The following is a 24,471-nucleotide window of genomic DNA, read 5'->3' as shown; positions in this document are numbered from 1 at the left end:
TTAGTTACTCTTCTTTTGCCCGTTTTTGTCTTGCAACTGCGACGGTACCAGAACCGTAGTCACGCGTTTGCCTTTGTCGCTAAACGCCTGCATTTGCTGCTGTTGCACCAGATAGGTGATGCGATCGCCTTTTACGTTGCTGTCGAGCTGTTCCAGATAGGCGTTCCCGGTCAGGGTCACCAACTGCGACGCCACATCGTAACGGACCTTCTGCGCGTGGCCTTTCACTGGCTTGCCGTTGTCTTGCATCTGATAGAAAGTCACCGGGTTGCCAAAGGCTTCGATATAAGTTTTGTTCTGATCGCCGCCTGGTCGGGTCACCACAACCTTGTCTGCCTTGATATCGATAGTGCCTTGCTTGATCACCACGTTATCGGTAAAGGTGCTGACGTTGCTCTGCATATCCAGAGACTGTTTCAGCGAGTCGATGCTTACCGGTTGGCTGGAGTCGGACTTCAGGGCCCAGGCGGGGGCGCTGGCGGCCAAAATCAAGCTGCCGATCAACAGATTACGGCTTTGTTTGTTGGTTCTGAATTTCATAGTTGGTCTTAACCTTATCAATCAGCTCAGCGGTTTTGGCCCGCAGGTTCCCACGCATTTTCATGCCGTTAGAGGTGAAGTTCGTCCCATAGAGCGTCACTTCGTCATCCGAAGCCACATCCTGGGTCACCAGGTTCACCTGAGCATTGTCTGTTTTAATTTTTTCCAGCTGTGAGGTGGTGGTCAGGCTGTTCACCTCGACATGGCCGTAAAGATACAGCATCCGGTCTTTAGTCAGTTTGGCGCGATCGGCGCGAACTGACCAGGTGGCCGTCGCGTTTTCATCAAACAGCGTCATCACTGGCTGGGTAAACCAGCTTAATTCGTCGGCCTCATAGTACTTTACGTCTTCCGCCACCAGCTTATAGCTCAGCTTGCCGGTCGGATTGTACACTATGGTGACCGTATGCTGGCTCTGATAAGTCGGGTCCTGGCTGTTAACCGGCCCCGGCGTGGCATCATCATTGACATCCGTCATGTTCCAGCCAATCAGCGCCAATGCGATCACCGCCAGCAGGATGGTGATCCAAAGTTTGGTTTTACTCATATCGACAGCCCTTTGGCGTCCTCCAGCTTGTTCTGAGCCAAAAGAATAATGTCACACAGCTCGCGTACCGCACCGCGGCCGCCGGCAATGCGGGTAATATAGTGGGCTCGTGGCAGCAACAGAGGATGTGCATCTGCTACCGCGACTGCCAGGCCAACCTGGGCCATCACCGGCCAGTCGATCAGGTCGTCACCGATATAGGCTACCTGATCTGCCGTTAGCGACAGTGTATCCAACAGTTCGCGGAAGGCCAAAAGCTTATCGGATTGCCCCTGATAAAGGTGGGTAATACCGAGGGTATTTGCGCGGTCTTCCAGGAGTTTGGCGGAGCGGCCGGTAATAATTGCCACTTCAATATCCGAGGTTTTCAGGCAGCGAATGCCGTAACCGTCGCGTACGTTAAACGCCTTTAATTCTTCACCGTTGTTGCCCATGAAAATCAGGCCGTCTGACAGCACGCCATCGACATCACAAATCAGCAGGCGGATTTTACCGGCGCGAGCCATGACGTCTTGTTCTACAGGCCCGTAGCAGGTTTCAACCAGACTCATTGAGTTCTCTTCCATAATTAAACGACGCCGGCGCGCAGCATGTCATGCATATGTACCACACCCAGCAACTGGTCGCCATCGGCAACCAGCACTGAGGTGATATGACGTTGCTGCATCAGGTTCAGCGCGTCGACCGCCAGCAGGTTCGGACGTACTCGCACGCCACCGAGCGTCATAACATCGACGATCCTGGCCTCGTTGAGATTGATACCCATATCAAAAATCCGGCGCAAGTCACCATCGGTAAAGATACCGGCGATCTTCATCAGATCGTCACAGATGACCGTCATGCCCAGATTTTTGCGGGTGATTTCCAGCAGCGCGTCGCGTAGCGATGCATCGGGGCTGACATGGGGAATTTCATCGCCGCTGTGCATGATATCACTCACGCGCAACAGCAGTCGGCGGCCCAAAGCGCCACCAGGATGTGACAACGCAAAATCTTCCGGCGTGAAACCGCGGGCTTTCAGCAAGGCAACGGCTAACGCATCGCCCATTACCAGGGTGGCGGTGGTGCTGGTGGTCGGTGCCAGGCCGAGCGGGCAGGCTTCCTGTGGCACCTTGATGCACAGGTGAATATCCGCGGTCTTGCCCATTGAGCTTTCCGGGTTGTTGGTCATGCAGATCAACGGGATTTGCTGGCGCTTCAATACCGGGATCAGCGCCTGGATTTCGTTGGACTCGCCGGAGTTGGAGATGGCGAGCACAATATCCTGCGCAGACACCATGCCCAGATCACCGTGGCTGGCTTCCGCAGGGTGAACAAAGAACGAAGGCGTGCCGGTGCTGGCGAAGGTGGCGGCAATCTTGCAGCCGATATGGCCGGATTTACCCATGCCCATCACCACCACTTTACCGGTGCATTCGGCGATCAGCTCGCAGGCGCGGGTAAAGTCTGCATTGATGTATTGATCGAGCTGGGCCAGCCCGTCACGCTCAATCTGCAGCACTTCTTTGCCTGCCTGCTGAAAATCAAAGCCTGGTTGCAACTGAATGTTCGACATACTCATTCCCGCCCCTCGGTTTAGCCGAAAGTACTGAAAGGGTTAAAAAACAGCACCGCAAGATACGCAATAAAGCCACATAATAACAGAGCCCCTGCCAGATGACCGATGCGATGTTTACGCCCAACGCACAAGGCGGTGAGCACAATGCTGACCGCCAGCATCACCCAGTAATCGCGGTGGAAGGCGGCGCCATCGACCCTGCCAGGGGACAGCAGGGCGGGGACACCCAGCACTATCACCGTATTGAAAATGTTGGAGCCGATGATATTGCCAATGGCCATATCATCCTCACCCTTTAGTGCTCCGGCGATGGAGGTGGCCAGCTCCGGCAGGCTGGTGCCGACAGCGATAAGGGTCAGACCGACCACCAGCTCACTCATACCGAAAAAGTGCGCGATCACCGTGGCGTTATCGACCACCATTTTGGAGGACAGCGGCAGAATGATAAACGCCAGCACCAGCCACAGCACCGCCACGGTGTTGCTGCTGTCCTGCGGCAGCTCGGCCATTTGTTCCACGGTCAGGCTATCGTTGCCTTCACGCTGTGCCAGCCGGGCAATTTTCAACATCAGCAGAATGAAGACGGCTGCGGCGGCCAACAGCAACACGCCATCCAGCCGACTTAGCGTGCCGTCCATCAGCACGAAACCGCACAATACTGTGACCGCCAACATCAGCGGCAGTTCGCGGCGCAATACTTCAGAACGTGCAGCCAGCGGGTGGATCAGCGCGGCAACGCCAAGGATCAATAGAATATTGGTGATGTTGGAACCTATTACGTTTCCCACCGCCATATCTATCTGCCCGTTCAGCGCGGCGGTGGTCGAAACAAACAGTTCCGGCAGCGAAGTGCCGATGCCGACGATAGTCATGCCGATAATCAGCGGTGGCACACCAAGGGAACGAGAAATCACCGCAGCACCGTAAACTAAGCGGTCTGCGCCATACACCAGTAAAAATAAACCAACGATTAATAAAACTATCGCGAGAAACATGCAGGGTCCTTTGTTGGGAATTATCCCGGTTCGTTGGTTAAAAGCCGTAATTCGGCTATCTTGCTTTGCCCTCCGTTGCGCAGGCTAAAGCCGCAGCAACGGGATTTCCCGGCTAATATATGAACACTTTCGTTTTTTTCGTTATGGTGCCAATTTTGACCGGGTGGCGCGTAAAAGTAAAATTAGGCTGTGCTTCTCCTTGTGCGTGAACACCGCTGGTGGCAATTTGAGTGCGCAGCAAGGCGCGAGTCGTGAGATTTGGTGTGCCAAATAAGCGGCTCGTAACACAGGGGCGCGCTCAAATGGCCCCAGCCCTTAGGGTCGCGCCCCAAAAGCCCGTACTCTGCGTTGTCGGGCTTGAACGTAGGTCCACTATGTCCATCACCCTCCGCCTTGATTACGGACTTTTGGGTCTGCGACGGTGCCACGCACAAGGAGAAGCACAGCCTTAGCGCACCATTGGTAACGAAATGCCGGTAAGTTTTTGTAAAGATGAGACGCATTGCGCCCGTTGCTTTAACATCGCGGGTAGATTTGGCAAAAATAAGCCGCAAAGGATCCATTAACATGCACCAGAAGGCAGAGAATCTGGTCGAAGTTCGCGACATGACTTTCTCGCGTGGCGATCGACTCATATTCGAAGACATCAACCTGACGGTTCCCCGTGGCAAGGTGACGGCGATCATGGGGCCGTCCGGTATTGGTAAAACGACGCTGCTGCGTCTGATTGGCGGCCAGTTGGCGCCGGACAGCGGTGAGATCTGGTTTGATGGCGATAACATTCCCGCGTTGTCCCGCCATCAGCTGTATGAAGCACGTAAGAAAATGAGCATGTTGTTCCAGTCAGGCGCGCTGTTTACCGATCTGACGGTGTTTGAAAACGTGGCTTATCCCCTGCGTGAACACAGCCGTTTGCCGGAACCGATCCTGCGCAGCACGGTGATGATGAAACTGGAGGCGGTCGGACTGCGTGGCGCGGCCGAGCTGATGCCCAATGAGTTGTCAGGCGGTATGGCGCGGCGTGCGGCGTTGGCGCGGGCAATTGCGCTTGACCCAGAGATGATCATGTTCGACGAGCCTTTCGTCGGTCAGGATCCGATCACCATGGGCGTGCTGGTGAAGCTGATTGATGAGCTCAATCACGCGCTGGGCATCACCTGCATTGTGGTTTCGCACGATGTACCGGAGGTGCTGAGCATCGCCGACTACGCGTACATTGTTGCCGATCATCGGGTGATTGCCCAAGGCACGGCGCAAGAATTACAGAACAATCCTGATGCACGCGTGCGCCAGTTCCTGGATGGTATTGCCGATGGGCCGGTGCCTTTCCGTTATCCGGCCGGCGATTATCAGGCCGAGTTGTTAGGTTTAGGGAGTAAATAAGCTGATGTTATTACAGGCGTTAGCGTCGTTAGGACGCCGTGGCATCAACACCAGCGCCAGCTTTGGGCGCGCCGGATTGATGCTGTTCAACGCGTTGGTCGGGCGGCCTGAGCCGCGCAAGCAGTGGCCGCTGTTGCTCAAGCAAATGCATAGCGTGGGCGTGCAGTCGCTGCTGATCATCATGGTTTCCGGGGTGTTTATCGGCATGGTGTTGGGGCTGCAGGGTTACCTGGTGCTCACCACCTACAGCGCCGAAGCCAGTCTGGGTATGATGGTGGCCTTATCGTTGCTGCGTGAACTGGGGCCGGTGGTCACCGCACTGCTGTTTGCCGGCCGCGCCGGCTCCGCCCTGACGGCCGAAATTGGTCTGATGAAGGCAACCGAGCAAATCTCCAGCCTGGAAATGATGGCGGTCGATCCACTGCGGCGTATTGTCGCGCCGCGCTTCTGGGCCGGTTTAATTAGCATGCCACTGCTGACGCTGATCTTTGTCGCGCTGGGCATCTGGGGTGGTTCGGTGGTCGGCGTGGATTGGAAGGGCATTGACAGCGGCTTCTTCTGGTCGGCCATGCAGGGTGCCGTAGAGTGGAAAAAAGACTTGCTCAATTGCCTGATCAAGAGCGTGGTATTTGCCATCACCGTGACCTGGATTGCCATCTTCAACGGTTATGATGCGGTACCGACCTCTGAAGGGATTAGCCGGGCAACGACCCGTACCGTGGTACATTCGTCACTGGCGGTGTTGGGATTGGATTTCGTGCTGACAGCACTGATGTTTGGGAATTGATTCGATGCAAACGAAGAAGAGTGAGATCTGGGTTGGGGCATTTATGCTGATTGCGCTGTGCGCTATCGTGTTTTTGTGCCTGCAAGTGGCGAACATTAAGTCGATCGGTAACGAGCCGACCTACCGCATTTATGCGACTTTCGATAACATCGGCGGTCTGAAGGCGCGTTCACCGGTGAAAATCGGCGGTGTGATGATTGGCCGGGTGGCCGAAATCTCGCTCGACCCTAAAACTTATACGCCGCGCGTTGCCCTGGACATCCAGGATAAATTCAACCAGATACCGGATACCAGTTCACTGGCGATCCGTACCTCCGGCCTGCTGGGGGAGCAATATCTGGCATTGAACGTCGGTTTTGAAGACCCGGATATGGGCACCACCATTCTGAAGGACGGTGGTACCATTCAAGACACCAAATCAGCCATGGTTCTGGAAGACCTGATCGGCCAGTTCTTGTATAAGAGCAGCGGCCAGGATAACGCAGATAAAGCGGGAGACGCGGCTACTAGCCCGGCTGCCGGTACTGCGCCGCAACCTGCTGCCCCCATTCATTAAGAGAGGAAGCCTGCATGTTTAAACGTTTACTTATGGTTGCTCTGCTGGTGGTTGCGCCGCTGGCGAATGCGGTCGATCAAACCAATCCTTACAGCCTGATGCAGGACGCGGCTCAAAAGACCTTTACCCGTCTGAAAACCGAGCAGCCGAAAATCAAGCAGGATCCCAACTACCTGCGTTCCGTGGTGCATCAGGAGTTGATGCCGTTTGTACAGGTTAAATACGCCGGCGCGCTAGTGCTGGGCCGTTATTACAAAGAAGCGACTCCGGCGCAGCGTGAAGCTTACTTCACCGCATTCCAGGCCTATCTGGAACAGGCCTACGGCCAGGCGTTGGCGATGTACCACGGCCAGACTTACCAAATCGAACCTGAAAAGCCGCTGGATAATGCCGATATCGTCGCCATCCGCGTGACCATCATTGACCAGGGCGGTCGCCCGCCGGTGCGTCTGGACTTCCAGTGGCGCAAAAACAGCAAGACCGGTTACTGGCAGGCGTATGACATGATCGCCGAAGGCGTCAGCATGATCACCACCAAACAAAACGAGTGGGCATCTACACTGCGTACCCAAGGGATTGACGGCCTGACCAAACAACTGCAGGCGGCGGCACAGCGTCCTATCACGCTGGATCAGAAAAACTGATGACCACCGCACTCAGCTTTGAATCGCAGCAGCAGACTCTGATCCTGCGCGGTGAACTGGATCGGGAAACTCTGTTGCCGCTGTGGGAACAGCGGGAAACGTTGCTGGCGGATAAAACTGTCCTCGACGTTACGCAATTGCAGCGTGTGGATTCTTCCGGGCTGGCATTGCTGGTACATCTGCGTGAACAGCAGCGTCAGCGCGGCGTGGAATTAAAAATTTCTGGTGCCGGCGATCGCCTGAAAACCTTGATCACGCTGTACAACCTGCAAGCAATAATGCCTGTCGATACCGCTGGTTAGCCCGACTTTCGACTGGCCAAAGACGGTTTTTCCGCAAAAAGCCCCTGTTGGACAGGGGCTTTTTCTTTAGTTTAAGAAAACGTCTGATTCCACTAAGATGTCAGGCTGATTATGATCCTTTTGATGCAGAACTGGATACTATGGAAAATAACGAGATTAAAGACGTGCTGATGCGAGCATTGGCACTGGATGAAGCACATGTTACCGGTGACGGTAGCCACTTTCAGGTGATCGTGGTCGGCGAGCTGTTTGCCGCCATGAGCCGCGTCAAGAAACAACAGGCGGTGTATGCACCGCTGATGGAATACATTGCGGACAACCGGATCCATGCCTTGTCGATCAAGGCGTACACCCCAGAAGAGTGGCAGCGAGACCGCAAACTCAACGGATTTTAAGGCTGTTTGCCCAGCGGGGCGGGCAGCGTCAGTTTAGATAATAGAGAGTAGTCAAATGGATAAATTTCGTGTGCAGGGCCGGACCCGCCTAAGCGGTGAAGTTGCTATTTCCGGGGCCAAAAATGCTGCCCTGCCGATCCTGTTCGCCGCGTTATTAGCGGAAGAGCCGGTCGAGCTGCAGAATGTCCCGAAGCTGAAGGACATCGATACCACCATTAAGCTACTCAACCAGTTAGGCACCAAGATTGAGCGTAACGGTTCCGTATTCGTTGATGCCAGCGGCGTGAACGAATTCTGTGCGCCGTATGACCTGGTGAAGACCATGCGTGCTTCCATCTGGGCTTTGGGACCGCTGGTCGCTCGTTTTGGTCGTGGTCAGGTTTCCCTGCCGGGGGGTTGTGCGATCGGTGCACGTCCGGTTGATCTGCATATCACGGGTCTGGAACAGCTGGGTGCAGAGATCAAACTGGAAGAAGGTTACGTAAAAGCTTCCGTTGACGGCCGCCTGAAGGGTGCGCACATCGTTATGGACAAGGTGAGCGTTGGCGCTACCGTGACCATCATGAGCGCCGCCACCCTGGCGACCGGTACTACCGTGATTGAGAACGCCGCACGTGAACCGGAAATTGTCGATACCGCCAACTTCCTTAACACGCTGGGTGCGAAAATTACCGGTGCCGGCAGTGACCGCATCACCATCGAGGGCGTCGAGCGCCTGGGCGGCGGTGTTTATCGCGTTCTGCCTGACCGTATCGAAACCGGTACCTTCCTGATCGCTGCCGCGGTTTCCGGTGGTAAAGTGATGTGCCGTGATACCCGTCCAGATACGCTGGATGCCGTACTGGCCAAACTGCGTGAAGCCGGTGCGGATATCGAAGTCGGTGAAGACTGGATCAGCCTGGACATGCATGGCAAGCGTCCGAAAGCGGTGACCATTCGCACTGCGCCACACCCGGGGTTCCCGACCGATATGCAGGCGCAGTTCAGCTTGCTGAATCTGGTTGCGGAAGGTACCGGTGTGATCACCGAGACCATCTTTGAAAACCGCTTTATGCACGTACCTGAATTGATCCGTATGGGCGCACACGCCGAGATCGAGAGCAATACCGTGATTTGTCACGGCGTTGAGCAACTGTCCGGTGCTCAGGTCATGGCGACCGATTTGCGCGCTTCAGCCAGCCTGGTGATTGCCGGTTGCATCGCCGACGGCGTGACCGTTGTCGATCGTATCTACCATATTGACCGTGGCTATGAGCGCATTGAAGACAAGCTGCGTGCGCTGGGTGCGAATATCGAGCGTGTGAAAGGCGAGTAATCTGTTGGATGCCGGGGGTTGGTTACCCCGGCGCAATGCAGTATTGGAGGGCTCGGCGTTGCCGGGCCCTTTTTAATTGCTGTCTTCCGGGAATTCACCCACGGTCATCTTCAACGTGATGCGTTTGCCTTCGCGCAACACAATCACCGGAATTTCAGTGCCTGGGCGGATCTCCGCCACCTGGTCCATGGTTTCCAGCACCGATACGGCCGGTTTGTTATCGACGTTGATAATCACGTCGTTGGTATGGAAGCCGGCGTTGCCTGCCGGGCCATTCGGTGTAATTTCAGTCACGATAATGCCCTGCAGGCGATCGATGCCGGAATTGGACGAACGCAGGGGGATAATCTCTTTACCCTGAATACCGAAATAACCGCGGATGACACGGCCGTCACGGATCAGTTTGTCCATAATCTTGGTGGCCAGCTCGATGGGAATGGCGAAGCCCAAACCTTCCGGCGTTTCCCCGTCGGTGATTTTATCGTAGGTCAGGGTATTGATGCCGATTAACTCGCCCAGCGAGTTGACCAGCGCACCGCCCGAGTTGCCGCGGTTAATCGAGGCATCGGTCTGCAGAAAGGTCTGGCGACCGGTGGTGCTCATACTGATGCGACCGGTGGCACTGAGGATCCCCTGAGTGACGGTCTGGCCGAGATTATAGGGGTTGCCGATCGCCAGCACTATGTCACCCACGTGCGCGGTGCGGGCATCGTTGTAGGGGATCACCGGCAGGTTGCCCGGATCTATCTTCAGCACCGCCAGATCGGTCAGACTGTCAGAGCCGACCAGCAACGCTTCGTAGCGGCGGCCATCCTGCAATACCACGGTGATTTGCTGCGCATCTTTGATTACGTGCCGATTGGTCAGGATATAACCGCGCTCATTCATGATCACGCCAGATCCCAGAGACAGAACGTTGGCGGCGCCATTCATATTGCGGTTGTAGATGTTCACCACGGCAGGCGCGGCGCGGCGCACCGCCTTGTTGTAACTGACCGGCGTTTCATCACGGGTACTTTCATGTTTTTCTGCGAACAGGGTATTGGAAGAACGTAGCACGGGCAGAGCGGCCAGCAGCAGGCCGGCAACGATTAAACCAATAACGATGGAACGCAAGAGCTTAGCAAACATGGAGTTTTAGTACGTGAGATGAAAGATACACGGAGGATAGCATGAGAATACCGGGCGCAGTATGTCACCGAGCCCGGTTTTTAAACAAATTACCGATTAACGCAACAGCAGATAAATGGTTTCGCCGCCGCGCACGATGTTCAGTGCCATCACCGGTGGTTTGGCTTCCAGCACCTTGCGTAAGGTCGTGATGTTTTCAACGCGCTGACGGTTGACGCCAATGATCACATCGTCTTTCTGCAACCCGACCTGCGCGGCTACAGAACCTTTATCGACTCTGTCGATCTTCACGCCTTTGTCGCCACTTGGAATGGCTCCGTTGCTCAGTGAAACGCCCTGTAGAGCCGGAGAAAGCGTTTCGGCATTGGTGGAAGCACCTTCACTGTTATCCAGGGTGACGGAAACTTCCTGCGGCTTACCGTCGCGCAGCAAGCCAACCTTGATGGTTTTGCCAGGAGCTGTGGTACCGACCTTGGCACGCAGTTCGGCGAAGCTGCTGACCGACTTGCCATCGACAGAAACCAGAATGTCACCGGCTTTGATACCGGCCTTGGCAGCGGCAGATTTCGGCAGGACCTCACTGACGAAGGCGCCACGCTGGGCATCTGTATTAAAGGCTTTGGCCATATCGGCGGTCATTTCACTGCCTTTAATGCCAAGCAGGCCGCGTTTCACTTCGCCAAATTCAATCAATTGCTGACTGAGGTTTTGCGCCATGTTGCTCGGGATGGCAAAGCCGATACCCACATTGCCGCCGCTTGGTGCCAAAATGGCGGTGTTGATGCCGATTAACTCACCGTTGAGGTTAACCAGTGCGCCACCGGAGTTGCCGCGGTTGATGGAAGCATCGGTCTGAATGAAGTTTTCCAACCCTTCCAGGTTCAGACCGCTACGACCCAGTGCAGAGATAATACCGGAAGTCGCAGTCTGGCCGAGGCCGAATGGGTTGCCGACGGCCACGGCAAAGTCGCCGACCCGCAGTTGATCGGAGTCCGCCATTTTTATCGCGGTCAGATTTTTCACATCGCTGAGTTGCAACAGGGCGATGTCGGACTGTTCGTCACGTCCCAACAACTTGGCATCCACTTCACGCCCGTCATTCAACTGCACGCTGATTTTGTCGGCGTTGTTGATCACGTGGTTGTTGGTCAGCACATAGCCTTTGGCGGCGTCGATGATTACGCCAGAGCCCAACCCTTCAAACGGGCGTGAGCTTTGCTGCTGCCCAGGGCCGCCGGGGCCGAAGAAGCGTTTGAGCTCTTCCGGGAGCTGTTGCCGCTGTACCTGGGTGCCTTCAACATGCACGCTGACGACAGCGGGCAATACTTTTTCCAACATCGGCGCCAGGCTTGGCAACTGCTGCCCCTGCACGGCGACAGGCATCGCCGCGTTGGCTGCCGGTACGGAGGTCAGTGTGAGGCCAATACTCATTGCCAATGCACTAAGAATTAACGACTTTTTATTCATTGATTATAACTCTCTCAATACCTGCCGGTGAAAGGGTGATGATAATGCAGCAGCAATACCATAGTGAAGGGTAAGACCGTGAATTTGCGCGAAAAGTTCACTCAGGCGCCAGCTTTAAGGATAGCTCGGCATGGAGAAGAAAAAGCATGGGGGAGCAAAAGCCCGTGGGACTGGCCCACGGGCGAAGAACAGCGTTTAGTCGCGGCGCGGACGTTCGCCACGCAGCAGGCCTGATGCGCCTTCAGAATAATCGCGCGGCATCTCTACCGGCGTCTGATCGTTATCCGCTTCGGCTTCGGTCAGGCGATAGCGGAACGGGTTTTCCTGCATTGGCAAGTCCGGCAGCAGGTTGTTGGAGCTTTTCGCCATGTGCTGATACAGCTGACGATAGTCGCGTGCCATATTGTCCAGCAGTTCAGCACTGCGGGCAAAGTGGCCGACCAGCTCTTGGCGATACTCTTCAAGATCGGTTTTGCTCTTGTCCAACTCGTTCTGCAAAACTTGTTGTTGACGTAATTTACGGTTACCAAAACGCATCGCTACCGCACCAATGACGATACCGACCACCAAACCAATCAGCGCATACTCCCAGGTCATGATGACTCCTATTTTGACTTCGTTGTTCCGCAGGGATTTTTCACTTAATAATATCCACTATAACCGTTAACCTTGTCCGAGTGGAATCCTGATGAGCCATGACCTGATTTCTTCAGGGTTTTTAGCGCCTCCTTGAGCGGGTATTTGTAGCGATAAGGGCGCGAAGCCACCCAAAGTTGCCGCGAAAATGGGCTAAATAATTTCTAAGCGTTGTGAAGGAACATCGAACAGATGCAGGCACAATCACCGTTATCACGCTACCAGCGGCTGCTTGCTGCGGGAGAATACCAGGCCGATGAGGTCCAATTGAAGGCCGTGACTCAACTGGATCATATCTATCAGGCATTGCAGCAGACGCCCGCTGTCGGTGCGCCGGCCGGGGGCCTGCGCGGCAAACTGAACCGCTGGCTGGGCAAGAGAAGTGAAACGACTCAGCAGCGTCCGGTCCAGGGTTTATATATGTGGGGCGGCGTTGGGCGCGGCAAGACCTGGCTGATGGACATGTTCTTCTATAGCCTGCCGGGGGAGCGCAAGCTGCGGCTGCATTTCCACCGCTTTATGCTGCGGGTGCACGAAGAGCTGACCGAACTGCAGGGGCAGGAAAACCCACTTGAAATCATCGCTGATGGATTTAAGGCGCAGACCGACGTGCTGTGTTTCGACGAGTTTTTCGTTTCCGATATCACTGACGCGATGCTGTTGGCTACATTGTTGCAGGCGCTGTTTGCCCGAGGCATTACGCTGGTGGCAACCTCCAATATTCCGCCGAACGATTTGTACCGTAACGGCCTGCAGCGGGCGCGCTTCCTGCCGGCGATCGATCTGATTAACGAATTCTGTGGCGTGATGAACGTCGACGCCGGCATTGATTATCGCCTGCGCACCTTGACCCAGGCGCATTTGTATCTGACGCCGCTTGATGAACAGACCCAGCTGACCATGGACCGGATGTTTGTGAGGCTGGCCGGCAAGCAAGGGGAGGCGGCGCCGGTATTACAGATCAATCATCGGCCGTTGCAGGCGATCAACGCGGTAGACGGCGTGCTGGCGGTCGATTTTCACACGTTGTGCGAAGAGGCACGTAGCCAGTTGGACTATATTGCACTGTCGCGCCTGTACCACAGTGTGATCCTGTATAATGTGCGAGTGATGGGGCCGCTGAAGGAAAATACCGCGCGTCGCTTCCTGGCATTGGTCGATGAATTTTACGAACGTCACGTCAAACTGGTGATCGCTGCTGAAGCCTCGATGTTCGATATCTACCAGGGCGAGCGGTTGAAGTTCGAGTACCAGCGTTGTCTGTCGCGGCTGCAAGAAATGCAGAGCGAGGAGTATCTGAAGTTGCCGCATCTGCCGTGACGTCCCGGGGACCCAGGCCACTGGCGTCCCCGGTTTTCTGCCATTGGCGTTTAATTGCGTTTCTATTCAAAAAGCGTTCGATCTTTGTGAGCGACTTCTCTATAATCTTGCGACCCCACGTTACAACAAAGTTTTTTTCCCAAAAACTTTTTAGTGCCGGCAATGGCTATTCGAAGGGGTAGGTTTGCTGGACTTGTATGGTCGTGTGAGCCTCAACTGTTTTCGAGCGTTTGGGTGTTCACCAACGTGTAACTAATTATTGGGTAAGCTTTCTAATGAAAACTTTTACAGCTAAACCAGAGAGCGTAAAACGCGACTGGTACGTTGTTGATGCAGATGGTAAAACTTTAGGCCGTCTCGCTACTGAACTGGCTCGTCGTCTGCGCGGCAAGCATAAAGCGGAATACACCCCGCACGTTGATACCGGTGACTACATCATCGTTCTGAACGCAGAAAAAGTTGCTGTAACCGGCAACAAGCGTACAGACAAAGTGTATTACCGTCACACCGGCTACGTCGGTGGTATCAAGCAAGCGACCTTTGAAGAGATGATTGCCCGCAACCCAGAGCGTGTGATTGAAATCGCGGTTAAAGGCATGCTGCCAAAGGGTCCGTTGGGTCGTGCAATGTTCCGTAAACTGAAAGTTTACGCGGGCACCGAGCACACTCACGCGGCACAGCAACCGCAAGTTCTTGACATCTAATCGGGATTATAGGCAATGGCTGAAAATCAATACTACGGCACTGGTCGCCGCAAAAGCTCCGCCGCTCGCGTTTTCATCAAGCCGGGCAGTGGTAACATCGTAATTAACCAGCGTAGTCTGGAACAGTACTTCGGTCGCGAAACTGCCCGCATGGTAGTTCGTCAACCGTTGGAACTGACCGACATGGTTGGTAAGTTTGACCTGTACATCACCGTTAAAGGTGGTGGTATCTCTGGTCAGGCTGGCGCTATCCGTCACGGTATCACCCGTGCACTGATGGAGTACGACGAGACTCTGCGCGGTGAATTGCGTAAAGCTGGCTTCGTTACTCGTGACGCCCGTCAGGTTGAACGTAAGAAAGTCGGCCTGCGTAAAGCACGTCGTCGTCCGCAGTTCTCCAAGCGTTAATTTTTTACTGCCTCGGCAGTGGAATTTACGCCAAAAACCCGGTGCTTCACCGGGTTTTTTTATGCCTGAAAATCAACTTGTCGCTACTAAAATCTTTGGTATATCAGACAATTCAATACGAAATCACCGCACAGCCCCCACAAAACAAGCAAAATCTGGTAAACTATCATCCACTTTTGCGCCTGTTCGCCATGCAGCAGTTATCAGTCTACCTCCGAGGCCGTTTTTATGACCTAAGGTTTCGCTGCAAGTTGCTGGCCTGCGGTCAAGATCATTCAGGATAGCAGCCTGTCAGTTGGCTATTCGCAGTATTTTCTAGATAACTTGGAGGTTTTCATGGCTGTCGCTGCCAACAAACGTTCGGTAATGACGCTGTTCTCTGGCCCGACCGACATTTTTAGCCATCAAGTACGTATCGTACTGGCGGAGAAAGGTGTCAGCGTTGAGATTGAGCAGGTTGAGTTGGATAACCTGCCGCAGGATCTGATTGACCTCAACCCGTACCAGACGGTGCCTACCCTGGTCGATCGCGAACTGACCCTGTATGAATCCCGTATCATCATGGAATACCTCGATGAGCGTTTCCCGCACCCACCATTGATGCCGGTCTACCCGGTTGCTCGTGGTGAGAGCCGCCTGATGATGCTGCGTATCGAGAAAAACTGGTATTCGCTGATGTACAAAATCGAGCAGAGCAACGGCCAGGAAGCTGAATCAGCTCGCCGTCAACTGCGCGAAGAACTGCTGGCGATTGCCCCTATCTTTGGTCAGACTCCGTACTTCATGAGCGAAGAGTTCAGCCTGGTGGATTGCTACCTGGCGCCGCTGCTGTGGCGTTTGCCGCAGTTGGGCATTGAACTGAGCGGTGCCGGTTCCAAAGAGCTGAAAGGCTACATGACTCGCGTATTCGAGCGTGACGCCTTCCTGGCCTCCCTGACCGAAGCCGAGCGCGAAATGCGCCTGCAGACTCGGGGCTAAGCGTTATGGATATGTCTCAGATGACTCCGCGCCGTCCGTATCTGCTGCGAGCGTTCTATGACTGGCTGCTGGACAATCAGTTGACACCGCACCTGGTGGTGGATGTGACACGTCCTGACGTACTGGTGCCTATGGAATTCGCCCGTGATGGTCAGATCGTTCTGAACATCGCGCCGCGTGCAGTGGGCAGCCTGGAGTTAGGTAACGACGAAGTGCATTTCAACGCACGTTTCGGTGGCGTACCGCGTGAAGTCTCGGTGCCAATGGCTGCGGTGCTGGCGATTTATGCCCGTGAGAACGGCGCAGGCACCATGTTCGAACCGGAAGCCGCTTATGAAGCGGAAGGCACGTTTGAAGGTTTGGACAATGAGACGATCCCTTCGGAAAGCCTGATGTCGGTGATTGATGGCGATCGCCCCGATCTGGATGAAGGTAACGATCCGGACGATGAGCCGCCACCGCCACCACGTGGTGGCCGCCCGGCACTGCGCGTGGTGAAATAATCCCGCAGCGGTGAACAGTAAAGGTCGCTTCGGCGACCTTTTTTTATGGCTTGCGCTCCGGGAAATCCTCAGCTTTTCAGTGACGCAATACAGGCATCACGCGGGGCGCTGAGGTCACCGATACGCACCGTGGTGAGTGCGTGGGTCGCGCGCTGTTTAAACGAGGTAATGGCTGTGTCGCCTTGCACTTCAGGGGGAGCGGTACAGATGTCGTTGATTGGCAGGTTATTGCCCTTGTCGAGAGCATGCAGCACCGCGGCCGGGTTGTAGGCCAATGCAAAGGACAGGGCGGATTTAATGCCGGTGGTGAAGGCGGGGTTGCCGCCATTGGCCAGTTTGGGAGCCAGCGCGATCCAGCTGTCGTCACCCAGTTTTATGCTGTTTTCTACCGCCGCCAGTTGACCAGACTTGGCCAGTTGGGCGACGACCGGTGCCGCACCGCGTGCTTCAATATTGTAACCCACTTCTTGCGGATCCAGTGATGAAGCCAGTGAGTTGAAGCTGACAACCAGCAGTGCGCCGGTTAACAAGGGAATAGGCAATTTCATGGTGAACTATCCTTATCAAAATATCAGGCACGACCGCGCCTCTCAGTGATGCTGACTGAATACTATAGCGCTTCAGGCGTTGCGCTGTGGGGGAGGTTGTTACAAAGCGTGTGGATGCGGCGGAAAAAACGAAGGGCCCGACAGATCACCTGCGGGCCCTTTGGGGAAAAGCTGGCGGAAGATTAGACTTCCAGGTAGCTCATGATGCCATCGGCGGCTTTACGTCCTTCGGCAATCGCCGTCACCACCAGATCCGACCCGCGCACCGCATCGCCACCGGCGAAGATTTTCGGGTTGCTGGTCTGGAAGGCATTATCGGTGCTTTCCGGCGCCACTATGCGGCCCTGCTTGTCGAGCTCAACGTCGTGCGCGGCCAGCCAGTCCATCTGGTGCGGACGGAAACCAAAGGCTATCACCACCGCATCGGCATCAATGATGTGCTCGGAACCTGGCACCTGCTCAGCAATCTGGCGGCCGTTGGCATCCGGTGCACCCAACTGGGTACGAACCATTTTCACTCCGGCCACGCGACCGGCGCTGTTCAGTTCGATGCTCAGTGGCTGCAGGTTGAATTTGAAATCAACCCCTTCCTCACGCGCGTTTTTCACTTCGCGTTTGGAGCCTGGCATGTTGGCTTCATCACGGCGGTAGGCGCAGATAACGTCGGTTGCCCCCTGACGGACAGAGGTACGCACGCAGTCCATCGCGGTGTCACCACCGCCCAGCACCACCACACGTTTGCCTTCCATGCTGACATAAGGCTCGTGCTGCTCGGCCTGATAGCCCATCAACTGCTTGGTGTTGGCTATCAGGAACGGCAGGGCGTCATAGACGCCCGGCGCATCCTCGTTTTCCAGGCCACCGCGCATTGACTGATAGGTACCGACGCCAAGGAACACCGCGTCAAACTCGCTCAGCAGCGTCTCCATGGTGATGTCTTTGCCCACTTCGGTATTGAGTTGGAACTCAATGCCCATCTCGCTGAAGATGCCACGGCGTTTCACCATCACTTCTTTTTCCAGCTTGAAGGCCGGGATCCCGAAGGTCAGCAGGCCGCCGATCTCCGGGTGACGATCGTAGACCACCGCTTTCACACCGTTACGGGTCAGCACATCGGCACAGGCCAGACCGGCCGGGCCGGCCCCGATCACCGCCACGCGTTTGCCGGTAGGCTGCACGTGAGACATGTCTGGTTTCCAGCCCATCTCAATCGCTTTATCGCTGATATAGCGCTCGATGTTACCGATAGTCACCGCACCGAATTCGTCGTTCAGGGTGCAGGAACCTTCACACAGACGATCCTGCGGGCAAACGCGACCGCATACTTCCGGCAGGCTGTTGGTCTGGTGCGCCAGATCCGCTGCTTCCATGATGCGGCCTTCATTCGCCAGCTTCAGCCAGTTCGGGATGTAGTTGTGAACCGGGCATTTCCATTCGCAATAAGGGTTACCGCAGGACAGACAACGGTCTGCCTGCGCCTTCGCCTGACTTTCCGAAAACGGCTCGTAAATCTCTACAAACTCAATTTTACGGATCTTGAGCGGTTTCTTTGGCGGATCAACGCGCTGCAGGTCGATAAATTGATAAACATTCTGACTCATTAATGACCTCTTACTGCGCCTGAACCCGCAGCTCGGCAGCGGTTCGACTACGGTGACCCAACAATGCTTTGACATCACTGGACTTCGGCTTGACCAGAGCGAACTTCGGTGCCCATTCCGGCCAGTTGGCCAGAATCTCTTCCGCACGCGAAGAACCGGTCGCCTGGACGTGCTCGGTAATCAAGCCGCGCAGGTGCTCTTCATGGATAGCCAATTGTTCGACATCCAACACTTCCACCAACTCTGGATTCACACGTTTGCGGAACTCGCCGTCTTCGTCCAGTACGTAGGCGAAGCCGCCGGTCATGCCCGCACCAAAGTTGATGCCGGTTTTGCCCATGACACAGACAATACCGCCGGTCATGTATTCACACCCGTTGTCACCGATACCTTCGACGACGGTGATGGCACCGGAGTTACGCACGGCAAAGCGTTCGCCTGCACGGCCAGCGGCGAACAACTTGCCGCCGGTCGCGCCATACAAACAGGTATTGCCGATGATGCTGGCTTCGTGGCTGCGGAACGCAGAACCCATTGGCGGACGCACCGCGATACGGCCACCGGCCATGCCTTTACCGACGTAGTCGTTGGCGTCGCCGGTCAGGGTCAGTTCAACCCCACCCGCATTCCAGACGCCGAAGCTCTGGCCGGCGGTACCGGAGAAGTACGCCTTGATTGGGTCGGCCGCCATGCCCTGATCCCCGTGCAGGGTTGCGATAGCCCCGGACAGGGTAGCGCCCACCGAACGGTCGGTATTGCGGATATCGAAGTAGAAAGCCTTACTGTGCTTGGCTTCGATATGCGGTTCCGCCTGCGCCAGCAGATCTTTGTTCATCAAGCCCTGGTCGAACGGCGGGTTGCTGCTTTCGGTGCAGTACAGCGCCTTGCCTGGGTGCGGCGTGGCGGTTTGCAGCAACGGCGACAGATCCAGTTTGTTCTGTTTGGCAGAAATGCCGTCCAGTTCGGTCAGGAACTCGGTGCGACCAATCAGATCAACCAGTTGGCTGACACCCAGTTGCGCCATGATTTCGCGGGTTTCACGTGCGATAAACTGGAAGTAGTTAACCACACGTTCCGGCAGGCCGTGGTAGTGATCGCGGCGCAGTTTTTCATCCTGAGTTGCTACGCCGGTTGCGCAGTTATTCAGGTGACAGATACGCAGATATTTACAGCCGAGCGCCACCATAGGGCCGGTACCGAAGCCAAAGCTTTCCGCGCCGAGGATCGCCGCTTTGACGATATCCACGCCGGTTTTCAGACCGCCGTCTACCTGCAAGCGAATTTTATGGCGCAGGCCGTTAGCCACCAGCGCCTGCTGGGTTTCCACCAGGCCGAGCTCCCACGGACAGCCGGCGTATTTTACCGAAGACAGTGGGCTGGCACCGGTACCGCCGTCGTAGCCGGCAATGGTGATCAGGTCGGCGTAGGCTTTCGCCACGCCGGTGGCGATGGTACCCACGCCCGGTTCTGACACCAGTTTCACCGAAATCATCGCCTTCGGGTTGACCTGTTTCAGGTCGAAAATCAACTGCGCCAGATCTTCGATCGAGTAGATGTCATGGTGCGGCGGTGGCGATATCAAAGTCACGCCCGGTACCGAGTAACGCAGCTTGGCGATATAAGGGGTCACCTTGTCGCCCGGCAACTGGCCGCCTTCACCTGGCTTGGCTCCTTGCGCCACTTTAATTTGGATCACATCGGCATTCACCAGGTAGGCTGGCGTCACACCGAAACGGCCGGATGCCACCTGCTTGATGCGTGACACCTTGTTGGTGCCGTAACGTGCCGGATCTTCGCCGCCTTCGCCGGAGTTGGAGAAGCCGCCGAGGCTGTTCATGGCGATTGCCAGCGACTCATGCGCTTCCGGGCTCAGAGCACCGATAGACATGGCCGCGGTATCGAAGCGTTTGAACAGTGATTCTGCCGGCTCAACCTGATCGACCGGGATTGGCGTGCCTTTCGGCGTAATGGCCAACAGGTCGCGCAGCATCGCCACCGGACGTTCATTCACCAGCTTGGCATACGCCTGATAGTCGCTGTATTTGCCGCTGTGGACCGCGGTTTGCAGTGTGCTCACCACGTCAGGGTTGTACGCATGGTACTCACCGTCGTGAACGAACTTCAGCAGGCCGCCCTGTTCCAGCGGTTTGCGTTTCAGCCACGCACGCTTGGAAAGGTTTTGCAGATCCTGTTGGATATCACTGAAGCTGGCACCGCCGATACGGCTGACCACGCCCTGGAAGCACAGATCGGACAGGGAGCGATGCAGACCGACGGCCTCGAACAGTTTGGCGCAGCGGTAAGAGGCGATTGTCGAGATGCCCATTTTGGACATGATCTTGTACAGGCCTTTGTTGATACCGTTACGGTAGTTCAGCATCACTTCACGGTATTTCTTGTCGATCGCCTGGGTATCTACCAGTTTGGCCAGGGTTTCATAAGCCAGGTACGGATAGATCGCCGTTGCACCGAAGCCCAGCAACACGGCGAAATGGTGCGGATCGCGGGCACTGGCGGTTTCAACAATGATGTTGGCGTCACAGCGCAAACTCTTCTCTACCAGACGGGTCTGGATCGCCCCTACGGCCATGGGCGCAGGTACCGGCAGACGGCTGGTGGAGATCGCGCGGTCCGACAACACCAGCAGTACGGCACCGTCGCGGACTTTGCGTTCTGCTTCGTCGCACAGGGCGCGGATGGTCTGCTCCAAATCCTGCTCCGCCGGGTCAAAGGTCAGATCAAGCGTATCGGCGCGATAGTATTCGCCTTCCAGCGTGGTGAGCTGTTTGAAGTCGGAGTACAGCAGGATCGGCGATTTAAAGCTTAAACGGTGCGCCTGGCCTTCGGCCTCGCAGAACACGTTCATTTCACGGCCGATGCTGGTCGCCAGCGACATCACATGCGCTTCACGCAGCGGGTCGATCGGTGGGTTGGTCACCTGGGCGAACTGCTGACGGAAATAGTCATAAATAATGCGCGGACGGCTGGAGAGCACGGCGAACGGGGTATCGTCACCCATTGACCCCGTGGCTTCCTGGCCGATCTCACCCAGCACGCGGATCACCTGATCCAGTTCTTCGCTGCTGTAGCCAAACTGCTTCTGGTAAGTCTCAAGCTGTGAATCGTCAAGCTCACGGCTGCCAACCTGATCGGCCGGCAGGTCTTCGAATGGCACCAGACGTTTGACGTTCTTTTCCATCCACTCTTTATACGGATGGCGGCTTTTCAGATCGTTATCGGTTTCGGCGGAGTGCAGGATCCTGCCGCTGCGGGTGTCGATCACCATCAGCTCGCCAGGGCCCACGCGGCCTTTCTCAACCACTTCATCGGGCTGGTAGTCCCAGATACCGACTTCCGAGGCACAGGTAATCAGCTTGTCTTTGGTGATGACGTAGCGTGCCGGACGCAGACCGTTACGGTCAAGGTTACAGGCAGCGTAGCGGCCGTCGGACATCACGATGCCGGCAGGGCCGTCCCACGGCTCCATGTGCATTGAGTTGAAGTCGAAAAAGGCACGCAGGTCAGTGTCCATATCCGGGTTGTTCTGCCAGGCTGGCGGCACCAGCAGGCGCATGGCGCGGATCAGATCCATCCCGCCCGCCAACAGCAGTTCCAGCATGTTATCCAGCGAGCTGGAGTCGGAGCCGGTTTCGTTAACGAAGGGGGCAGCAGTCTGCAAGTCCGGGATCAGCGGCGTCTGGAATTTATAAGTACGGGCACGCGCCCACTGACGGTTGCCGGTGATGGTGTTGATCTCGCCGTTGTGCGCCAGATAGCGGAACGGCTGCGCCAGCGGCCAGCGCGGCACGGTATTGGTGGAAAAACGCTGGTGGAACAGGCAGATGGCCGATTCCAGACGCAAGTCCGCCAAATCAAGATAGAAACGCGGCAGATCCGCAGGCATGCACAGGCCTTTATAGATCGTCACCAGATTCGAGAAGCTGCAGACGTAGAAGCTGTCGTCCTGGACGCGCTTCTCGATACGGCGACGCGCGATAAACAGGCGGCGTTCCATATCACGCGGACGCCAACCGGCCGGGGCGTTAACGAAGATTTGTTCAATGCGTGGCAGAGAAGAGAGGGCGATTTCACCCAATACGTCCGGGTTGGTCGGCACTTCACGCCAGCCGACTACCGACAGCGTTTCATTCTGCAGCTCTTCTTCGACAATGCGGCGGCTGGCACGGGCTTCCTCTTCGTTCTGGCTGAGGAACATCATGCCAACGGCGTAGTTCTTGGCTAAACGCCAGCTGCGTTCTTCCGCCACCATGCGGAAAAAGCGGTCGGGCTTTTGCAATAACAGGCCGCAACCGTCGCCAGTCTTGCCGTCAGCAAGGATTGCGCCACGGTGCTGCATACGGGCAAGTGCGTGAATAGCGGTACGCACCACCTTATGGCTAGGTTCGCCTTCTATGTGGGCGATCAGGCCGAAACCACAGTTGTCCCGCTCTTGGGATTTATCGTACAACATATCAGTGAACCTCCCCAGGCTCTGCGTGACTCTCACAACCCACTGCGAGCGGCTTCTTAATTTCAGGCAGAAGTCCAATCAGCAAGGTTAATAGCGCCGATCTGCTTTTCCGCCCTCCGTTAATGGCCTCTCGTGACGGTTCTCACAAGTGGTAAATGACTTGTTTTAAGAGGGAGTCTTAAATTACTGCATAAATATGACGAGACGTTTGCCCGTCCAGAAAGCTTCCAGCGGACTTCCAACTTAGCGAGAAAGAATACGCAGGTCAACTATAGGCCTAAGGGGGTTTCTTATGGGATTTCTTACGGTCAATTAATTGATATTTAACATGTTATATCAGTTTTTGAGCTTGTGCAGGAGAGCAGTAACCCCCGGAGAAATGTGAGCTGTCTCACTATAGTGCAACGCCTGAATCTCTGCACCATGCTAGTGCGGGTGGGAATGTCAGAGTTTTATTCTAATAAGTCATTCTTTTTTGTTGTTTATAACTATTTTTCATCGCTTTGTCATATTGACGTGAACGGTTGCGTGAGGATAAGAAAAATTCATCTTGGCCGGAGTGATTTTATTTGCATTTATAATGAATAGTTATGCCTGGTGAAGCCTTGCGGGGAAAGCGTTGATCTCTGTCATCGCGGGAAAAGCCGTTTCTTATTAGCATCACGGGCTTTGAGCACAGAGACTCCCAAGATTATGCAGTTGCCGCAATTAGTCAATATGTTTGGCGCCGATCTTCAGCGCCGCTACGGTGAAAAGATCCATAAACTCACGCTGCATGGCGGTTTCAGTTGCCCGAACCGCGATGGCACGCTTGGGCGCGGCGGCTGTACCTTTTGCAATGTGGCCTCTTTCGCCGATGAACAGATGCAGCAGCAAAGTATCGCCGAGCAGTTGGCGCTGCAGGCGGTCAGGGTCAATCGCGCCAAGCGCTATCTGGCCTATTTCCAGGCTTATACCAGTACTTATGCCGAAGTGAGCCTGCTGGCGCAGATGTATCGGCAGGCGCTGGCGCAGGCGGATATGGTCGGGATCTGCGTCGGCACGCGCCCGGACTGTGTGCCGCCCACCGCGCTGGATCTGTTGGCAGGTTACCTTGAACAGGGCTATGAGGTGTGGCTGGAGTTGGGGCTACAAACCGCGCACGATAAAACTCTGAAACGTATCAATCGCGGCCATGATTTCTCCTGTTATCAGCACACCGCCCGGCTGGCACGTGAACGCGGGTTGAAGGTCTGCAGCCACCTGATTGTCGGGCTGCCCGGGGAAACGGCCGCCGACCATCTGGCGACCCTGCAACAGGTGGTGGACAGCGGCGTGGACGGCATCAAGCTGCACCCGCTGCATATCGTGACCGGCAGCACCCTGGCGCGGGCCTGGCAGGCTGGGCGCTTGCCAGAGCTGGCGCTCGAAGAGTATGCCTGCAGCGCCGGCGAGATGATCCGCCATACGCCGAAAGAGGTGGTGTATCACCGTATCTCTGCCAGCGCACGCCGACCGACGCTGTTGGCACCATTATGGTGCGAAAACCGGTGGAACGGCATGCAGGCGGTGGGGGGCTATCTGCAGCGCCATGGCGGCCAGGGCAGCGCATTGGCAGAAAAGCAGCAATATCGCCCTTGCGCACTGTTTTGATTTGCAATCTTTCCCACACTTCGGCGTTTGCTTTCTTATCTCCTCGGGGT

General features: G+C 55.7%; 24 protein-coding genes. 13 read left to right on the top strand and 11 right to left on the bottom strand.

Features of this window, described 5'->3' with window-relative positions; genetic code table 11:
* From lptA to OCH02_RS12410, 5 genes are read right to left on the bottom strand one after another with little or no spacing between them, the layout of a single operon-like run.
* Window positions 1–540, bottom strand: coding sequence for a lipopolysaccharide ABC transporter substrate-binding protein LptA (gene lptA / locus OCH02_RS12430; protein ID WP_135318175.1), 540 nt, complete (start codon window positions 538–540; stop codon window positions 1–3).
* Window positions 509–1,087 (bottom strand): LPS export ABC transporter periplasmic protein LptC, encoded by a 579-nt coding sequence (gene lptC, locus OCH02_RS12425; RefSeq protein ID WP_261431521.1) that lies wholly within the window; start codon window positions 1,085–1,087, stop codon window positions 509–511. The genes lptA and lptC overlap by 32 nt, the downstream gene beginning before the upstream one ends.
* Window positions 1,084–1,638 carry a 3-deoxy-manno-octulosonate-8-phosphatase KdsC gene (kdsC, locus tag OCH02_RS12420; RefSeq protein WP_017894144.1) on the bottom strand — a complete coding sequence of 185 codons (555 nt, stop codon included), beginning with the start codon at window positions 1,636–1,638 and terminating at the stop codon, window positions 1,084–1,086. Before kdsC ends, lptC begins: the two co-directional genes overlap by 4 nt.
* Window positions 1,639–1,655: 17 nt before the next feature.
* A complete protein-coding gene (gene kdsD / locus OCH02_RS12415) occupies window positions 1,656–2,642 on the bottom strand; it encodes an arabinose-5-phosphate isomerase KdsD (protein WP_261431623.1) in 987 nt (328 codons plus the stop codon).
* Between the two features lie 20 nt (window positions 2,643–2,662).
* Window positions 2,663–3,640: a calcium/sodium antiporter gene (locus tag OCH02_RS12410; RefSeq protein ID WP_261431520.1), complete on the bottom strand. Its 978-nt coding sequence runs from the start codon at window positions 3,638–3,640 to the stop codon at window positions 2,663–2,665.
* Window positions 3,641–4,207: 567 nt separating this feature from the next.
* Between OCH02_RS12410 and mlaF the strand changes: the two genes are divergently transcribed.
* From mlaF to murA, 7 genes are all read left to right on the top strand, one after another.
* Window positions 4,208–5,023, top strand: coding sequence for a phospholipid ABC transporter ATP-binding protein MlaF (gene mlaF / locus OCH02_RS12405; RefSeq protein ID WP_261431519.1), 816 nt, complete (start codon window positions 4,208–4,210; stop codon window positions 5,021–5,023).
* Window positions 5,024–5,027: 4 nt separating this feature from the next.
* Entirely contained in the window at window positions 5,028–5,810 is a 783-nt protein-coding gene (gene mlaE, locus OCH02_RS12400) for a lipid asymmetry maintenance ABC transporter permease subunit MlaE (protein WP_099062103.1), read from the top strand.
* A gap of 4 nt (window positions 5,811–5,814) precedes the next feature.
* A complete protein-coding gene (gene mlaD / locus OCH02_RS12395) occupies window positions 5,815–6,366 on the top strand; it encodes an outer membrane lipid asymmetry maintenance protein MlaD (RefSeq protein ID WP_261431517.1) in 552 nt (183 codons plus the stop codon).
* A gap of 14 nt (window positions 6,367–6,380) precedes the next feature.
* Window positions 6,381–7,010: a phospholipid-binding protein MlaC gene (gene mlaC, locus OCH02_RS12390; RefSeq protein WP_261431516.1), complete on the top strand. Its 630-nt coding sequence runs from the start codon at window positions 6,381–6,383 to the stop codon at window positions 7,008–7,010.
* Window positions 7,010–7,312 (top strand): lipid asymmetry maintenance protein MlaB, encoded by a 303-nt coding sequence (gene mlaB, locus OCH02_RS12385; protein ID WP_261431515.1) that lies wholly within the window; start codon window positions 7,010–7,012, stop codon window positions 7,310–7,312. Before mlaC ends, mlaB begins: the two co-directional genes overlap by 1 nt.
* 140 nt (window positions 7,313–7,452) lie before the next feature.
* The gene (gene ibaG, locus OCH02_RS12380) at window positions 7,453–7,707 is read left to right on the top strand and encodes a BolA family iron metabolism protein IbaG (protein WP_017894138.1); all 255 of its coding nucleotides are present in this window, start codon (window positions 7,453–7,455) and stop codon (window positions 7,705–7,707) included.
* Between the two features lie 55 nt (window positions 7,708–7,762).
* Window positions 7,763–9,022, top strand: a complete 1,260-nt coding sequence (gene murA, locus OCH02_RS12375; RefSeq protein WP_012147050.1) for a UDP-N-acetylglucosamine 1-carboxyvinyltransferase — start codon at window positions 7,763–7,765, stop codon at window positions 9,020–9,022.
* 72 nt (window positions 9,023–9,094) lie between these two features.
* Here murA and degS read toward each other — a convergent pair whose 3' ends face one another.
* The 3 genes from degS to zapG all read right to left on the bottom strand — a co-directional run bounded on the left by degS (window position 9,095) and on the right by zapG (window position 12,217).
* Complete coding sequence (gene degS / locus OCH02_RS12370) at window positions 9,095–10,153, bottom strand: outer membrane-stress sensor serine endopeptidase DegS (RefSeq protein WP_261431513.1); 1,059 nt, start codon at window positions 10,151–10,153, stop codon at window positions 9,095–9,097.
* A 96-nt stretch (window positions 10,154–10,249) separates the two neighbouring features.
* Entirely contained in the window at window positions 10,250–11,620 is a 1,371-nt protein-coding gene (degQ, locus tag OCH02_RS12365) for a serine endoprotease DegQ (RefSeq protein WP_261431512.1), read from the bottom strand.
* A 195-nt stretch (window positions 11,621–11,815) separates the two neighbouring features.
* Window positions 11,816–12,217: a Z-ring associated protein ZapG gene (zapG, locus tag OCH02_RS12360; protein ID WP_012147047.1), complete on the bottom strand. Its 402-nt coding sequence runs from the start codon at window positions 12,215–12,217 to the stop codon at window positions 11,816–11,818.
* A gap of 231 nt (window positions 12,218–12,448) precedes the next feature.
* Here zapG and zapE point away from each other — a divergent pair, with 231 nt between their 5' ends.
* The 5 genes from zapE (at window position 12,449) to sspB (ending at window position 16,169) form a co-directional block, all read left to right on the top strand.
* Window positions 12,449–13,576 carry a cell division protein ZapE gene (zapE, locus tag OCH02_RS12355; RefSeq protein ID WP_261431510.1) on the top strand — a complete coding sequence of 376 codons (1,128 nt, stop codon included), beginning with the start codon at window positions 12,449–12,451 and terminating at the stop codon, window positions 13,574–13,576.
* 275 nt (window positions 13,577–13,851) lie between these two features.
* Window positions 13,852–14,280 (top strand): 50S ribosomal protein L13, encoded by a 429-nt coding sequence (rplM, locus tag OCH02_RS12350; protein ID WP_012147045.1) that lies wholly within the window; start codon window positions 13,852–13,854, stop codon window positions 14,278–14,280.
* A gap of 15 nt (window positions 14,281–14,295) precedes the next feature.
* A complete protein-coding gene (rpsI, locus tag OCH02_RS12345; RefSeq protein WP_012147044.1) occupies window positions 14,296–14,688 on the top strand; it encodes a 30S ribosomal protein S9 in 393 nt (130 codons plus the stop codon).
* A gap of 336 nt (window positions 14,689–15,024) precedes the next feature.
* Window positions 15,025–15,666, top strand: a complete 642-nt coding sequence (gene sspA, locus OCH02_RS12340) for a stringent starvation protein SspA (protein WP_012147043.1) — start codon at window positions 15,025–15,027, stop codon at window positions 15,664–15,666.
* Between the two features lie 5 nt (window positions 15,667–15,671).
* Window positions 15,672–16,169 carry a ClpXP protease specificity-enhancing factor gene (sspB, locus tag OCH02_RS12335; protein WP_261431509.1) on the top strand — a complete coding sequence of 166 codons (498 nt, stop codon included), beginning with the start codon at window positions 15,672–15,674 and terminating at the stop codon, window positions 16,167–16,169.
* Window positions 16,170–16,237: 68 nt separating this feature from the next.
* Here sspB and OCH02_RS12330 read toward each other — a convergent pair whose 3' ends face one another.
* From OCH02_RS12330 to gltB, 3 genes are all read right to left on the bottom strand, one after another.
* Window positions 16,238–16,717: a hypothetical protein gene (locus OCH02_RS12330; RefSeq protein WP_261431508.1), complete on the bottom strand. Its 480-nt coding sequence runs from the start codon at window positions 16,715–16,717 to the stop codon at window positions 16,238–16,240.
* 182 nt (window positions 16,718–16,899) lie between these two features.
* The gene (locus OCH02_RS12325) at window positions 16,900–18,318 is read right to left on the bottom strand and encodes a glutamate synthase small subunit (protein ID WP_261431507.1); all 1,419 of its coding nucleotides are present in this window, start codon (window positions 18,316–18,318) and stop codon (window positions 16,900–16,902) included.
* A 10-nt stretch (window positions 18,319–18,328) separates the two neighbouring features.
* Window positions 18,329–22,789: a glutamate synthase large subunit gene (gltB, locus tag OCH02_RS12320; protein ID WP_261431506.1), complete on the bottom strand. Its 4,461-nt coding sequence runs from the start codon at window positions 22,787–22,789 to the stop codon at window positions 18,329–18,331.
* A gap of 693 nt (window positions 22,790–23,482) precedes the next feature.
* On the opposite strand from gltB, the gene OCH02_RS12315 reads away from it, so the two are divergent.
* Entirely contained in the window at window positions 23,483–24,421 is a 939-nt protein-coding gene (locus tag OCH02_RS12315) for a TIGR01212 family radical SAM protein (protein WP_261431622.1), read from the top strand.
* Window positions 24,422–24,471: the final 50 nt, after the last annotated feature.

It is taken from the genome of Serratia quinivorans, from assembly GCF_946227985.1.
GTDB classification, from domain to species: Bacteria; Pseudomonadota; Gammaproteobacteria; order Enterobacterales; family Enterobacteriaceae; genus Serratia; species Serratia quinivorans_A.
This window is presented reverse-complemented; position numbering and strand designations above follow the sequence as displayed.

What these genes read in the sequence shown, in the direction of transcription:
- kdsD (WP_261431623.1), bottom strand. Translation starts at nt 2,642, where the DNA reads ATGTCGAACATTCAGTTGCAACCAGGCTTTGATTTTCAGCAGGCAGGC.
- sspB (WP_261431509.1), top strand. Translation starts at nt 15,672, where the DNA reads ATGGATATGTCTCAGATGACTCCGCGCCGTCCGTATCTGCTGCGAGCG.
- rplM (WP_012147045.1), top strand. Translation starts at nt 13,852, where the DNA reads ATGAAAACTTTTACAGCTAAACCAGAGAGCGTAAAACGCGACTGGTAC.
- sspA (WP_012147043.1), top strand. Translation starts at nt 15,025, where the DNA reads ATGGCTGTCGCTGCCAACAAACGTTCGGTAATGACGCTGTTCTCTGGC.
- mlaD (WP_261431517.1), top strand. Translation starts at nt 5,815, where the DNA reads ATGCAAACGAAGAAGAGTGAGATCTGGGTTGGGGCATTTATGCTGATT.
- gltB (WP_261431506.1), bottom strand. Translation starts at nt 22,789, where the DNA reads ATGTTGTACGATAAATCCCAAGAGCGGGACAACTGTGGTTTCGGCCTG.
- mlaB (WP_261431515.1), top strand. Translation starts at nt 7,010, where the DNA reads ATGACCACCGCACTCAGCTTTGAATCGCAGCAGCAGACTCTGATCCTG.
- murA (WP_012147050.1), top strand. Translation starts at nt 7,763, where the DNA reads ATGGATAAATTTCGTGTGCAGGGCCGGACCCGCCTAAGCGGTGAAGTT.
- OCH02_RS12325 (WP_261431507.1), bottom strand. Translation starts at nt 18,318, where the DNA reads ATGAGTCAGAATGTTTATCAATTTATCGACCTGCAGCGCGTTGATCCG.
- rpsI (WP_012147044.1), top strand. Translation starts at nt 14,296, where the DNA reads ATGGCTGAAAATCAATACTACGGCACTGGTCGCCGCAAAAGCTCCGCC.
- zapG (WP_012147047.1), bottom strand. Translation starts at nt 12,217, where the DNA reads ATGACCTGGGAGTATGCGCTGATTGGTTTGGTGGTCGGTATCGTCATT.
- mlaC (WP_261431516.1), top strand. Translation starts at nt 6,381, where the DNA reads ATGTTTAAACGTTTACTTATGGTTGCTCTGCTGGTGGTTGCGCCGCTG.
- mlaE (WP_099062103.1), top strand. Translation starts at nt 5,028, where the DNA reads ATGTTATTACAGGCGTTAGCGTCGTTAGGACGCCGTGGCATCAACACC.
- OCH02_RS12330 (WP_261431508.1), bottom strand. Translation starts at nt 16,717, where the DNA reads ATGAAATTGCCTATTCCCTTGTTAACCGGCGCACTGCTGGTTGTCAGC.
- ibaG (WP_017894138.1), top strand. Translation starts at nt 7,453, where the DNA reads ATGGAAAATAACGAGATTAAAGACGTGCTGATGCGAGCATTGGCACTG.
- mlaF (WP_261431519.1), top strand. Translation starts at nt 4,208, where the DNA reads ATGCACCAGAAGGCAGAGAATCTGGTCGAAGTTCGCGACATGACTTTC.
- lptA (WP_135318175.1), bottom strand. Translation starts at nt 540, where the DNA reads ATGAAATTCAGAACCAACAAACAAAGCCGTAATCTGTTGATCGGCAGC.
- degS (WP_261431513.1), bottom strand. Translation starts at nt 10,153, where the DNA reads ATGTTTGCTAAGCTCTTGCGTTCCATCGTTATTGGTTTAATCGTTGCC.
- degQ (WP_261431512.1), bottom strand. Translation starts at nt 11,620, where the DNA reads ATGAATAAAAAGTCGTTAATTCTTAGTGCATTGGCAATGAGTATTGGC.
- lptC (WP_261431521.1), bottom strand. Translation starts at nt 1,087, where the DNA reads ATGAGTAAAACCAAACTTTGGATCACCATCCTGCTGGCGGTGATCGCA.
- OCH02_RS12315 (WP_261431622.1), top strand. Translation starts at nt 23,483, where the DNA reads ATGCAGTTGCCGCAATTAGTCAATATGTTTGGCGCCGATCTTCAGCGC.
- kdsC (WP_017894144.1), bottom strand. Translation starts at nt 1,638, where the DNA reads ATGAGTCTGGTTGAAACCTGCTACGGGCCTGTAGAACAAGACGTCATG.
- zapE (WP_261431510.1), top strand. Translation starts at nt 12,449, where the DNA reads ATGCAGGCACAATCACCGTTATCACGCTACCAGCGGCTGCTTGCTGCG.
- OCH02_RS12410 (WP_261431520.1), bottom strand. Translation starts at nt 3,640, where the DNA reads ATGTTTCTCGCGATAGTTTTATTAATCGTTGGTTTATTTTTACTGGTG.